This window comes from Nostoc sp. NMS2 (assembly GCF_017115105.1).
Lineage (GTDB): Bacteria > Cyanobacteriota > Cyanobacteriia > Cyanobacteriales > Nostocaceae > Nostoc.
The window spans coordinates 1-12,825 of the sequence record NZ_JABXKH010000132.1; the positions used below are offsets into that span (position 1 = coordinate 1).

The 12,825-nt window shown below is 42.3% G+C and carries 16 protein-coding genes; 10 read left to right on the top strand and 6 right to left on the bottom strand.

The features are described 5' to 3' along the window. The first annotated feature begins 125 nt into the window (after positions 1-125). Both HWQ36_RS23435 and HWQ36_RS23440 read left to right on the top strand, forming a co-directional pair. Positions 126-365, top strand: coding sequence for a type II toxin-antitoxin system RelE/ParE family toxin (locus tag HWQ36_RS23435; protein ID WP_292706944.1), 240 nt, complete (start codon positions 126-128; stop codon positions 363-365). Between the two features lie 155 nt (positions 366-520). Further along, positions 521-1,138: a Uma2 family endonuclease gene (locus tag HWQ36_RS23440; protein ID WP_292706947.1), complete on the top strand. Its 618-nt coding sequence runs from the start codon at positions 521-523 to the stop codon at positions 1,136-1,138. Between the two features lie 94 nt (positions 1,139-1,232). Here HWQ36_RS23440 and HWQ36_RS23445 read toward each other — a convergent pair whose 3' ends face one another. The 3 genes from HWQ36_RS23445 to HWQ36_RS23455 all read right to left on the bottom strand — a co-directional run bounded on the left by HWQ36_RS23445 (position 1,233) and on the right by HWQ36_RS23455 (position 2,483). After that, positions 1,233-1,676 carry a DUF29 domain-containing protein gene (locus HWQ36_RS23445; protein ID WP_292706950.1) on the bottom strand — a complete coding sequence of 148 codons (444 nt, stop codon included), beginning with the start codon at positions 1,674-1,676 and terminating at the stop codon, positions 1,233-1,235. Between the two features lie 167 nt (positions 1,677-1,843). Continuing rightward, positions 1,844-2,179: a DUF5615 family PIN-like protein gene (locus HWQ36_RS23450; RefSeq protein WP_292706953.1), complete on the bottom strand. Its 336-nt coding sequence runs from the start codon at positions 2,177-2,179 to the stop codon at positions 1,844-1,846. Further along, positions 2,172-2,483, bottom strand: a complete 312-nt coding sequence (locus tag HWQ36_RS23455) for a DUF433 domain-containing protein (protein WP_292706956.1) — start codon at positions 2,481-2,483, stop codon at positions 2,172-2,174. The genes HWQ36_RS23450 and HWQ36_RS23455 overlap by 8 nt, the downstream gene beginning before the upstream one ends. Positions 2,484-2,586: 103 nt before the next feature. Between HWQ36_RS23455 and HWQ36_RS23460 the strand changes: the two genes are divergently transcribed. From HWQ36_RS23460 to HWQ36_RS23485, 6 genes are all read left to right on the top strand, one after another. Then, entirely contained in the window at positions 2,587-3,762 is a 1,176-nt protein-coding gene (locus HWQ36_RS23460) for a DUF58 domain-containing protein (RefSeq protein ID WP_292706960.1), read from the top strand. A 370-nt stretch (positions 3,763-4,132) separates the two neighbouring features. After that, the gene (locus HWQ36_RS23465; RefSeq protein ID WP_041565931.1) at positions 4,133-4,498 is read left to right on the top strand and encodes a ferredoxin thioredoxin reductase catalytic beta subunit; all 366 of its coding nucleotides are present in this window, start codon (positions 4,133-4,135) and stop codon (positions 4,496-4,498) included. Further along, positions 4,495-4,887 carry a DUF309 domain-containing protein gene (locus tag HWQ36_RS23470; protein WP_292706964.1) on the top strand — a complete coding sequence of 131 codons (393 nt, stop codon included), beginning with the start codon at positions 4,495-4,497 and terminating at the stop codon, positions 4,885-4,887. Before HWQ36_RS23465 ends, HWQ36_RS23470 begins: the two co-directional genes overlap by 4 nt. A gap of 232 nt (positions 4,888-5,119) precedes the next feature. Further along, positions 5,120-5,617, top strand: a complete 498-nt coding sequence (locus tag HWQ36_RS23475; protein ID WP_292706966.1) for an LptA/OstA family protein — start codon at positions 5,120-5,122, stop codon at positions 5,615-5,617. 30 nt (positions 5,618-5,647) lie between these two features. Continuing rightward, a complete protein-coding gene (gene lptB / locus HWQ36_RS23480) occupies positions 5,648-6,376 on the top strand; it encodes an LPS export ABC transporter ATP-binding protein (RefSeq protein WP_292706969.1) in 729 nt (242 codons plus the stop codon). 344 nt (positions 6,377-6,720) lie between these two features. Continuing rightward, a complete protein-coding gene (locus HWQ36_RS23485; RefSeq protein ID WP_292707021.1) occupies positions 6,721-7,836 on the top strand; it encodes an LptF/LptG family permease in 1,116 nt (371 codons plus the stop codon). Positions 7,837-7,925: 89 nt separating this feature from the next. Here the strand turns inward: HWQ36_RS23485 and HWQ36_RS23490 are convergent, their stop codons facing one another. Continuing rightward, the gene (locus HWQ36_RS23490) at positions 7,926-8,546 is read right to left on the bottom strand and encodes a CP12 domain-containing protein (RefSeq protein WP_292706972.1); all 621 of its coding nucleotides are present in this window, start codon (positions 8,544-8,546) and stop codon (positions 7,926-7,928) included. Positions 8,547-8,971: 425 nt separating this feature from the next. On the opposite strand from HWQ36_RS23490, the gene HWQ36_RS23495 reads away from it, so the two are divergent. Further along, entirely contained in the window at positions 8,972-10,225 is a 1,254-nt protein-coding gene (locus HWQ36_RS23495) for a hypothetical protein (RefSeq protein WP_292706975.1), read from the top strand. An 88-nt stretch (positions 10,226-10,313) separates the two neighbouring features. On the opposite strand, the gene HWQ36_RS23500 is transcribed toward HWQ36_RS23495, so the two are convergent. Next, positions 10,314-10,943 carry a TetR/AcrR family transcriptional regulator gene (locus HWQ36_RS23500; protein WP_292706977.1) on the bottom strand — a complete coding sequence of 210 codons (630 nt, stop codon included), beginning with the start codon at positions 10,941-10,943 and terminating at the stop codon, positions 10,314-10,316. 110 nt (positions 10,944-11,053) lie between these two features. Here HWQ36_RS23500 and HWQ36_RS23505 point away from each other — a divergent pair, with 110 nt between their 5' ends. Further along, on the top strand, positions 11,054-11,746 hold the full coding sequence (locus HWQ36_RS23505; protein WP_292706980.1) for a Coq4 family protein: 693 nt from the start codon (positions 11,054-11,056) through the stop codon (positions 11,744-11,746). Positions 11,747-12,071: 325 nt separating this feature from the next. On the opposite strand, the gene HWQ36_RS23510 is transcribed toward HWQ36_RS23505, so the two are convergent. Continuing rightward, positions 12,072-12,746 carry an S-layer homology domain-containing protein gene (locus HWQ36_RS23510; protein ID WP_292706983.1) on the bottom strand — a complete coding sequence of 225 codons (675 nt, stop codon included), beginning with the start codon at positions 12,744-12,746 and terminating at the stop codon, positions 12,072-12,074. Between the last annotated feature and the right edge of the window lie 79 nt (positions 12,747-12,825).

Sequence of the window (12,825 nt, forward strand, 5' to 3'; positions counted from 1 at the left end):
GAATTAAATCTTACCCTACCTCGGATGGTGTCACTTTGTTTCCAACAAAGATTGCTGATCAGGCAAGTCCTCTTGTCAATAGGCTTTGAGACGCGCTAACCCTGTTAACACCTCTAGCATTAGAAATGTTAGAAAATATTAAAGATAAACGTCACCAAAAAGTTTTAATTTTACGTATTGATAAGTTAAAAATAGATCCAGAGAAACAGGGAAAACCTTTAACTGGACAGCTTATCAATTATCGTAGTGTTAGGGCTGTTGGTCAGCGCTATCGTATACTTTATAAAGTAGAAATTGATAAAGTGGTAGTATTAGTTGTTGGTGTAGGCTTACGAAAAGAAGGTGATAAAGGGGGATATTTATAATCTATTACAGAAATTAATATAAAAATTTTAAACTAAATTTTCACACAAAGCGATGTCTACGACGGGCTATTCGGCGTCGCAATGGAGCAAATCAAAAAGGAGCGATCGCAAACAAATCAATTATTTTCAAAGCGATAGTCATACTGGCAAAGAGTATGTCAAAATTCAGGCAGGGATTGCTAGAGGTGAACGCGATGCCCCCACGACTCGACCGAACTACCGACCAACGCATTGTCCATCATGGGACGTGGGAACAGTTCAAGTTCATCCAAAAAGGTTTTGACGGTTCTCCTGGCGTGCGGCTGTTTTACTATGACGATACAATCGAGATTCTCATGCCGGGACGCGAACATGAAATTTTTGCCAGTATCATCGGTTATTTAGTAACAACCTTTCTCGTCGAAAAAGGCATTTTATTTCAGCCAACCCGCTCAATGACTCAGGAAAAAGAAGGGGTTGTTTCGGTTCAAGCAGACGAATCCTACTGCATTGGCAGCGCTAAACCGATTCCAGATTTGTCAATCGAAGTCGTTTTTACCAGTGGTAGTATCAGCAAGTTAGAGCGCTATAAAGCTCTGGGAGTACTGGAAGTCTGGTTTTGGGAAGATGGGCTGTTAACGCTCTATCATCTGCATGAAGGCAGCTATGAACGCACTGATCGCAGCCAACTACCCGGACTCAATGACCTCAATTTGGATTTATTGAGACGCTACATTTTGATGGCTGAGACTGATGCTGGAGAAGCTATTAGAGCATTTCGTCGAGAGATTTAACGCATAGACATCGCTAGTCAGCAGGGATTCTTACAGAAAGCGATCGCTTCTCGGTGCTGCTTTAATTTCACAAAAATAGAGCAGACTGATATATTTAAGGTAGATAATTATCATCCAATAATTGTACAAGAGTGTAAGGACACTTTTCTAGAAAAATAGTTAAATCGGTTTTAATTTTCACAAAATCAACCGCACTTTGATAAATATTCTCTAAATCATCCTGTAACTTGTTTATTAAATTCGTCGTTAAATGATTACTTAAGTCATATCTAAAGGTTTTAATTTCTCCAATCCAATGACGATGGTTTCTTTCATATTCCACCTGCCAATATTGAAGTAATAATATATGAATAATAATTTGCCTTAAAAGATTTTTGGCTTTAGCTAAATCTCTTCTACCCAAACTGATTAATTCCTCAATTAAGTTTTCTAAATCAAGTTGGCTAAACTGTTTTTGTTTTAATAATTCAATAGTTTCTTCTAACCATAAATTCTCATCGGTTTCATATAGTTGTTTTAATTTGGTAGTAATTGTCATATTTTTACCTTCTACCTATCTTCCATCATTTAATCATCATATACAATTATAAATTTACAGATGCAAACGACCAAAATACAGAGAACTGGTTAGATTATGCATACAATTCCTAACTGACTCCACCGAAATGCTTTTGAAGATGCAAGTCTTTCAATGGTGCTTTGATTTCACACAAACTCGACACGTCCCACCATCTCTTCAGGTGTCATCACCTCATACATCAAAACTAAAGTTTCAATGATTTCACCAATTGAACAAGTTCCTTTCTTGCAGTAGGTAATACCAGGATGATCGAGCCTAGAACTTGCAATAATCAAAAAATCTGCATCTTGAGTGAACAGTACTCGATGTGTTTCTTGAATAAACGCTAATTGGACTTCATCGGTTTGGGTGCGTAATTCCACATCATTAGTTGTTGTGACATCAATTCCATAACGGCGTAAGCCAAGCGCGATGGCAGGATCGACATTTTCATCCAGATGAAAGCGAATTCGCTCACTCATTCCTCAACTGTCTGAGTTTCTCTTGAAGACGTGAGGGATGATTTTGCTTCAGTACCTCAACTAACTCATTCTCTTCTGCTGTACGGCGATCAATCTCGTCTCGGCGATCAAAGTAATAAGCCATTGCTGCATAAACAGATGCCAGTGACAGGTCATACTTCCCAGCAATCTCTACCAAGGAATATCCTAGCTTTAAATGCATCATAGCCACATCTTCTACAGCAATGCGTGTATTAGTAATGCGGGGCTTCCCACTCCGCACATCAGAAGAGATTTCAATATGCTCCCGACTGACTAACTGCATCAAAGAATCTTCCACCTCTATTCCATATTTTAATAATACAGATTTTTTTGCCGAACCCCTGAGACACTGTGAATTTAGGGTGGTGTTGGGTTAAAAAAGAAACATGAAAATCATCAAACCCATTACTAATTGGTTAGAAACCCGCGCTTGTGCCCCTACTTATGGCGGTTGGGTGCTAGCAGTAACCGCTATTTGTTTTTTTGGAGCAGGTATCAATACGATGGCTGGTTGGCTGTACGCCATTAGCGGCATCAGTTTTGCCCTTTTGAGTGTAGCAGCCATCTTACCGCCGCGATCGCTCACAGGTCTATCTATCACCCGCCGTCCCATACAACCTGTGTCAGCCGGCGACGATCTAACTGTGGAATTAGAAATCTGCAATCAGACAAAGCAGCCTGTAAGCTTATTGCAAGTTGAGGATATATTGCCCTTTGTCTTAGGGAAATCAGTACAAAAGGCAATCGAAACGATTCCTAGCCAAGGTAGTTACCGTTGGGTATATTACCACCCTACCCAGCGCCGGGGCGTTTATCGCTGGCACACAGTCGAACTAGGTTCTGGTGCGCCTTTGGGATTATTTTGGTGTCGCCGTCAGCGTGATTGTGCTGCCACAGCAATTGTCTATCCTACAGTGTTACCCTTGGCTACTTGCCCCCTAGTAGACGAAATGGGGCAAGAAGAGAGCAAAAGGGGAGATCCTCGTGGTAGACCATTGCAGACAGCGACAACAGGGCTGGTGCGATCGCTCCGTCCATATCGCCTTGGAGATCCAACCCGTCTGATTCACTGGCGAACTAGCGCTCGCTATGGTGAATTAAGGGTGCGGGAGTTAGAAATGGTTACAGGTGGACAAGAGATAGTTATTGCTCTTGACAGTGCTAGTAATTGGGAAGAAGAAAACTTTGAACAAGCAGTAATTGCCGCAGCTTCACTGTACTTTTACGCGCAGCAACAGCAATTACAAGTGCAACTATGGACAGCATCGACAGATTTAATCAAAGGCGATGCCGAAGGTCTACGCTTTGTACTAGAAACTTTAGCAGCAACCACAGCCTTAGAAGATGCCAGTTCAGTAGTTCCTAAAAATTATCCCTTGATTTGGCTAACTCAAAACCCCTTGAGCCGTGCTACTCTTCCTCAAGGTAGTCGCTGGGTTTTGTGGCCAAATATTTCCGCACCAGCTGAACAAGAAGTAACTAATTGGGAACATCCTGGTATAGTTTTGCAAAGCGATCGCGCACTGCAACCCCAACTGCAAAAAACATTACATTTATTATAAATTGCAGGAATTATTGGACATTGGGAATTGGGAATTGGGAATGGGGCACTTGTACTGAGCGAAGTCGAAGTATTGGGCATGGGCTATGAAGAAGAGACAAGGGAGAGGGGGAAGACAAGGAAGAGACTTATTCAATAATTCCCCCTTGTCCCCCTTGTCCCCCTACTCCCCCTGCTCCCCCATTCCCCATTCAAATTAAACTTCTGTGATTTTCTATATTTTGCCCGATCCCAGCACACCGGACATATCAGCCCTTGAACGAAGGTAAAACAATTTGAAAGGTTAAGGTTGGGGAAATACACCCAGTAATCCCAACATGAGGCTGAGGTACAATGCAAAGAAATATTTAAATTATGAGCGACCGATCCCCATGATCACATCAGAACATAACACAAAATCCAGCGATAAAAGCCTAGAGGCAATGCGGCATTTTTCCGAACAATACGCCAAGCGTACTGGAACATACTTCTGTTCTGAACCTTCTGTTACCGCAGTTGTGATTGAAGGACTAGCCAAACATAAAGACGAACTAGGTGCGCCTTTATGTCCCTGTCGCCATTACGAAGATAAAGAGGCTGAGGTCCACGCTACATATTGGAACTGTCCCTGTGTGCCAATGAGAGAACGCAAAGAGTGCCATTGTATGTTGTTCCTCACCCCTGACAACGAGTTTGCTGGAGAAAAACAAGACATCTCTCTGGAAACAATTAAAGAAGTCCGAGACAGTATGGGATGAGCGAAACCATCCCTCAAGAGTTTTGGCAAGGCGTAGAACAGTTCAATTCTGGTCAGTTCTACGCCTGTCATGACACTTTAGAGGCTTTGTGGATTGAAGCCAGTGAACCAGAAAAAACCTTTTATCAAGGCATTCTCCAAATTTCTGTGGCGCTGTATCATTTGGAAAATAGAAATTGGCGAGGTGCAGTTATTCTACTGGGAGAAGGCGGCAATCGCCTACGGCGTTACCCATCTAGTTATGGCGGCGTTGATGTCGATGAGCTATTGAGTCAGAGTGCAGCATTGTTGACAACATTACAACAAATAGGGCCAGATAAGATTACATCTGGCGATCTGGGTGAAAATCAAGTTTTATCTTTGCCTAGAATTGTGCTGTCTACTGATTAGACATTTGGTAAATTAATTATGCGTTGTCCGAAATCCTTGGTAGGCACAATTCATGAATTGTGCCTACGCCATTTTCACTCAGATGCCAATTACCTGAAACCTTGAGGTTGGGGGTAGCGTCACTATTTCAGCCAGTAGTTATCCGAAATCACTCCAGATTGTATATTTAATATCTGGATAAAGTACTTGAGATAATTAGAATGCAAGCTGAAATCCTGAATCCCCGATTGCTATGATGCCCTGCTATCAATTGCCCATGTCACAGTTCCGTCGCTTTGGATTAGCTTTAATGCTGCCAGTTGCACTATTGGGCGCTTTTGCCTATCCTACTCAACTTCAAACCGCTACTGCACAAACATCTAAAGACAATCGCCCCCTCACTATCCGCGCTGATGTACAAGAATATGATGCTAAAAATCAAGTAATCACCGCTCGTGGTAACGTGCAAATGTTGTATCCTTCTCGTCAGCTTCAGGCAACATCTGCCCAAGCACAGTACTTTAGTAAGGAACGCCGAATTGATTTCAGTGGCAACGTCTATATTTTGCAACAGGGCGGTAACAGTATCCGGGCAGAGAAAGTAACGTATTTAATTGATGAAGGACGATTTGTGGCTTTACCTCAATCCAACCGTCAGGTAGAGTCTATCTACATGATCGAGGAATCAGATAATGCTGCGACACCTGCCCCATCTGTGCCACAGACACCACCTTTGAAGCCTTCTAATTAGCATTTACCACCAAGAAAGGGTGCTTCCAGCGTGAAAATTGTTTTAGAGAATATTCACAAATCTTACGGCAAACGAGTAATTGTCAATCGTGTTAATCTTTCTGTTGGTCAGGGCGAAATCGTTGGTTTACTAGGCCCCAATGGGGCTGGTAAAACGACGACTTTTTACATTGCCACAGGTTTAGAAAAACCCAATCAAGGAAAAGTTTGGCTGGGTAATCTGGATGTTACAGGAATGCCGATGCACAAAAGGGCACGACTGGGTGTAGGCTATTTAGCGCAAGAACCAAGTGTTTTCCGCCAACTCTCGGTACAGGATAATATTCTCTTGGTGCTAGAGCAAACGAATGTACCACGACGGGAATGGTCAAGACGACTCACAACTTTACTGCGGGAGTTTCGGTTGGAAAAATTAGCTAATAGTAAAGGAATTCAACTTTCTGGTGGTGAGCGACGGCGGACGGAATTAGCAAGGTCTTTAGCTGCTGGACAAGAAGGGCCAAAATTTTTACTTTTGGATGAACCATTTGCGGGAGTTGATCCGATCGCAGTCTCAGAAATTCAGCACATTGTCGCACAACTGCGCGATCGCGGTATGGGAATCTTAATTACAGATCATAATGTCCGCGAAACCCTCGCGATCACCGATCGCGCCTACATCATGCGCGAGGGACAAATTCTCGCTTTTGGCGGTGCTGACGAACTTTACAGCAATCCCCTCGTGCGGCAATATTATTTAGGGGATAATTTTCAAGTCTAAATTCACAATTATAATTATTTAGTTAATAATTTCAAAGGCTATTTTTATATTTCATTTTAATTATAAATTTATTAATTTATTTAATTCTGCTTTATCAGCCATTGAGAATTAAACTTTGATACTAAATACATCAGATATAGCAGTTTGCAACTAACAGAGGTAAAGAACTTAGACCTCAAAACCAAACACGAAGACTATTTTACTCCTGCCCCCTGCTCCCTGCCCCCTGCCCCCTGCCTCCTTCCTTCACCAGGGTTGTCAATATTTAACTGTTAAAATTTTTTATGATATCAAAGAAGTTTACGCCTTTCTACAACATCGGTTCGCTGCTACCTTTTACGATCATGGATCGTTACCTGACCAGCGAATTGATAGCGCCGTTTTTCTTTGGTGTCGGAGCTTTTTCATCACTTGGTGTCACTATTGATGCTGTGTTTGATCTAGTTAGAAAAATCGTAGAATCTGGGCTACCCATAGACATTGCCATTCAGGTTTTTTTGCTAAAGTTTCCCAATTTTATCGTTTTAGCTTTTCCCATGTCTACGCTACTAGCTACTTTGATGACCTATAGTCGTCTTTCTAGCGAGAGCGAATTAATTGCCCTACGTGGTTGTGGAGTGAGCGTCTATCGCATAGTGCTAACTGCTGTGATGTTGAGTCTTGTAGTCACAGGAATGACATTTGTATTTAACGAACAAATTGCACCAGCAGCAAATTACCAAGCGGGGGTGACTCTGGATAAAGCTTTGAAATCAGATAAGCCAGCTTTTAAACAGCAAAATATTTTCTATCCTGAATACCAGGATGTTACCCAGCTGGATGGCTCTAAAAATAGGATATTGACACGCTTGTTTTACGCCGACCAGTTTGATGGTAAGCGGATGTCAGGTTTGACGATTATTGACCGTTCCACCAAAAATCTGAATCAAATTGTGGTGTCAGAATCTGCCCAGTGGAATCCTTCTGAAAATATTTGGGATTTTTATAACGGTACTATCTATTTTGTTGCAGCCGATCGCTCTTATCGCAACATCGTTAGATTTGAACACCAACAACTGCAACTACCGCGCACGCCATTAAGTCTGGCAGAAAAAAGCCGAGACTATGGTGAGATGAATATTTCTGAAGCACTAGATCAACTACAAGTAGAATATCTTGGTGGCGATCGCCAAAAAATTCGTAAACTCGAAGTACGGATTCAACAAAAAATTTCCTTGCCCTTTGTATGTGTAGTTTTTGGCTTGGTAGGTGCAGCGATGGGAAGCATACCCCAGAGAACTGGAAGAGGTACCAGCTTTGGGATTAGCGTTGTAGTTATTTTTTCGTACTACTTAATTTTCTTTATTAGTGGTGCGATCGCGCAAGCAGGTGCCCTCTCTCCCTTTATGGGGGCTTGGTTGCCCAATTTTCTTTTCTTGGGAATAGGTCTATTCCTATTGATACGAGTTGCCAAACGGTAAATTGAGAAAGCAGGGAGCAAGGGAGAAGAGTTTCCCCCCGCCCCTCTGCCTCTTTTCCATGCCCTGTTTGGCCAATGCCCACACTTCAACTACGGGTGATAATTTCGGCATTCCGGTGCATTTGGGTTTTCCTTGCAGTATTCTTCAAAAGAGACTTTAGCTGATACCATCCCCTCAGCTTTCTGATGAGCCGCTTCTGCCTGGAGTTCTTCTACCTCATCCCAAGCGGCTGCACAGGCTTTAGAATAAGCACCTTGTTGAGTGCAAATAGCGCGAGACTGTTCAATTGCTTTTTTAATTCTCTCCTCCAGCATTGGCGCTTTTGGCGCTTCCACAAAGTCGCTTTTGGTCAAAATGTCGGTAATCGAGATAATGCCTAACAGCTTGCCTTGAATCACAGGTGCGCGATGAATACCAGTGTTAGCAAATAACCGCGCTACATATTCCACACACAAATCAGGATTTACCACAATACAGGGCTTGCTCATAATCTCATAAACCCACACTTGCTTTGGATCTTTACCGTAGGCTGTTACCTTATAGACAATATCCGTTTCTGTGACAATGCCATAAGCATCATTGTCATGGCGACGATCCACAACCAGCGCCCGCAATTTTTTTTCCTTCATCACCCCCACCGCTTCAGCAACAGTTGCCGAACCGCGAATGGTAACTACCTCTTTGGTCATGATATCTTCAGCTTTCATCATTGTTGTAGTCTCCTGGTTAATAGTCCGGTGCAGCACAGCGCCCTCAGAGGCGTATCGAAGCATTGCAGCGCACAGTTTGCTAACTAGAAAGTAAAAAAGTTGAACTTTTGTCCCGCCACAACAATAAATTAGACCAGTTGTCAACTTCTGATGTTATCCAATGTGACCGATACTCAAAAACTAACCATAAATTGCCATAACTTTCTAGAAAATCTTGCCAAAGGACTCCAGTCGCTAAAAAGTAAATTTTTGACTACTACATCTCTATTGGTATGACTAATAAGTGATGGAGAAGTTAGGATAAAATCACGATCGCAACTTTAGTTGAGATATTTCCTGTTAGGGAAAGCAAAAGCATTAAACAGTAACGCCTTCAGTTTCCGTCAGTTTTTCCCGATTTATAGTAAATTTAAATTACCAATACCATGCCAAATCCCCATTATCCTCCCGCCTACTTACGCTATCTCAGAGCCAGGTTATGGAATCTAGGGCGACCTGGTTTTTGGGTAACTGCAATTTTTTTATCTTTAGTGGGGCTAGTAACCTGGGAATACTGGTCAAATCCAGATATTTTCGTTTATAAGCAAAAAAACAAAGTTGTTTCACAAACCCCCACTGATTCCTCACTTTCAGCAGAAAACAGAGCCATTGCAGCCGATATTGATAACCTGCCAGTTTTATTTAATGACTTTGAGCAAGCAACTCTCTCATCAACGACAAATACTCCCAAAGAAAAAACTGAGGTAAAAAACAGCAAAAGTTTATTAGAGGATGCAATTAGCAAACAAAAGTCTGCTACTGATGCCAAATTAAATCCTACTTTAGGCGTTAATAGCGACACCTCCCCCGCCGTGAAAAATCCTTTTGTTGTACAAACCGAAAATTTATTGCGGACTGGGACGGTTGATAATAGTAACCAGTTTGTAGGTCTCAAGACTTTCAATACAGCATCGGAACCAACAGAGGGGGAACAGACATCCTCTAGCCTGGGAATTGGATTTACAAATCAAACCAACAAGAATCAAAATTCTGTCTCTGTCACTCCTCTGCAAGCAGTACTCAATCAATCGACAAATCAGAAGCTGTCTAGCTTTAATGGTGCCACTCCAACTCAGACAAATGCCTTGGGCAGAGCCTCTGAGCCAGGAACAACGTTAATGCCACCCTTGAATAGATTACCCAGTCAGAATTCTCTACCAAGTGCTGGGTTAACTACTGGGACAGACTACACGTCAACAGGTAAGAACTTGCAGCCAAATCCCTACAATAATTTAAATAACGGTCAGGTATTACCTAATAATGGGTTAAATACTGGTACAGGTTATACGAACTTACAGCCAAATCCCTACAATAATTTAAATAACGGTCAGGTAGTGCCTAATGTAGCACCAGGAACGCTCCCAGTGACCTCTGGCATCCCAAGTAATATTGCACCTTACTCTAGCCAGATTCCGAGTCAAAGTGTTGTCACCCCCACAAATCCTATGGGATATGGGAATTATGGCTTGCAGCAGCCGGCGCAACCACCACAGTCTAATTATGGGAATTATGGCTTGCAGCAGCCGACGCAACCACCACAGGCTAATTATGGGAATTATGTGCAGCAGCAACCAACACAGTCTAATTCCTTATATCTTCGCCAGCTGCGAGATAAGTATAGAAGTCCGGGTCAAAACTGATTTTATTTGCAGTGAAGATACTGTACACCAACGAGCGATGAGCGTTGGAGGTAATGCTGGAGTTTGACGATGTTGATCTTGCAGGTAGCTACAAGTAACTTTGCAAGTAACTTAGAGTCAATCTTTTTGTTTCTGTCACCAGTTGTTGACGGAATTTTTTTTCATGGCTAAGAGATGTCCATAAAAGGATGCCGATCGTTTTCACCAACACAAAAGCGATCGCTTCATAAACGATTGGTTCTAAATCTGGATAATGCTCCGATATAAACATCGCCAAATCTTCAATCATTTGGGCATCAGCTGCCCCATTGATCGCTTCTAGTTCAGGCATTGAACTTTGCAAGGGCATAAAGATGGCGTGATAACCTGGATAATCGGTAAAGAATTGATCAACAGTATCAATTACCTGCTCCATATATCTAGAGAGAGTTAAACTCTTGCTTTCAGGTGTATTCAATTCTACTAGTAAGTGATGGAGTTGCTGGTTATAGCGAGCTGCTAGTCCGTAAAGAATTGCTGCTTTGTCAGGAAAGAATTGGTACAGCGATCCAATAGGTACTTTGGCATTAGCTGCGATCGCATTGGTAGTGGTAGCGTTATAGCCCTCCGTAATAAACAGTTGTTCAGCTATATCTAAAATTTGATTTACGCGCTCTTGGCTACGGGCTTGGCGGGGCTGGCGACGCATCCCTCTGGGCTTTGATGAATCGGTAGTCATGAAGTTAAAAAAATCGATGAGAAATTTGCTTGACTAAACATGAGCATTGCTCGTATTTTGTAAATATGAGCAATACTCGTATTCTATTCTGACCACAGGAGGATATGGTTATGGACAAAGATTTACTTAGATTACCCACTGCCAAAGTTGGAAACGATTTAACCCGTCAGATGCAACAAATTAACGCATTACAGCCTTTTCTGGCAATGCTTGCCGGAGATTCCAGTCTAGATGTAGTGGGAGAGATGGTTGTTGCTTTGCTGGAAACACCTTCCTTTGACATTGCAGTAGAGCATCTAAAGCGTGATTCTCGTTCGGCAGCATTAATTGAAGAGCGATACATGGCCCCGCCTCACGATCTCAACACTCTGTTGCAATATCCACCGGATTCCTTGGGATACCTTTACAGCATGGCAATGAAGGCAAAGGGATTTCGAGCTGAAGACTTGTACGAAGAGATACCCATCTATTCCGATGCCAGTTATGTGGAGGCGAGACTGAGCCAAACTCACGATATTTGGCATATCGTCACTGGTTTTGGTGTATCACCATCTGACGAGATTGGATTACAGGCATTTCACTTGTTACAGTTTCCCTATCCTCTAGCAGTATCTTTGCTTTCTAGTAGCATGATGTCTACCCTTCTATTCAATCCTGAAGAATTGCCCACTTTGCTTGATGCTATTCAAACCGGATGGGAAATGGGCAAAAATGCCAAACCTCTCTTTGCCCAAAAGTGGGAGGAAGCTTGGGAAAAGCCCTTACTCCAATGGCAAAAAGAGCTAAATCTGCTTTTGTATTGAAATGGTAAGCAAAATATCGTTTTTCATTGGCGCGTAATTGCGTCCACTACTGCAATGCACCTGCCCTTTTTTCTGGCGTGAAAGATCCGTCGAGGGCAGTGTATAAACACTTGATATTGAGCTAAGTAAGTTGGTAGAAATAAACCAAATTATGTTACGAAACGGAAACAGGCTTAAAATCCTTATTAATGACCAATACTTCGACTTACCTCGACTTCGCCCTTCGGCTACGCTCAGGACAGGCTCGGCACAAGTCGCTCAGTACAAGTGACCAATGACAAATGACCAATGACAACCCTTCCCAATTAGCTTTAATTGCGCCAACCTAACGTGATTGTGGGCTATTTGGAATAATTGGAACTTCTGGTGTTTCGGGTTGTCGCTGTTGTCGTTGTAGATATTTACTCAATACATAAGCCATATCTCCACGGGTAACGGGTTTTAATGGAGAAATATTGCCTTGAGCATCTGTATTGAGAAATCCTTCGGTAGCTACTGTAGCGATCGCTTTTCTAGCCCAAGTTGGGATAGACTTTTCATCTGGATGTGAAGCCAGAATCTCATTAACAGCCTCATCGGGAAACTGAAAGACACCATAAGCTTGAGCGAAAATAGCAAGAGCCTCTGCCTTTGTCACCTTTTGATTAGGGAAAAATTCGTTGCCCCGATAGCCTTTCATGATGTCAGTTTTTAAGACTGTCTGTATATCATTAAATGCCCAATAAGAACGGGGAACATCTGGAATAACTAAATTTGCTTTATTAACAGCTTCTCTTTTATCGAGCCGAAATGCTTTTACCATAATCGCCGCTAATTCGGCCCGACTCACTAACCTTTCTGGATAAAAATTGCCATCAGAAAAGTTTGTCATCAATTTGGCAGCAATTACCTGTTGAATAGAATCAGATGGGATTCCAGAAGTAGTTTCTGGCACTTGAGCAATTGCTGGTAAATTTTGTAGTAGTGCCACTAAAGATAGAGTAATTGAAAGCTGACGCATCACCATAACCACTTTTAGCTGCTAACGTGAATTTCAAAAACTACGTTACTGAGGTTAACGCAAAATTTGGTGTTCCTAA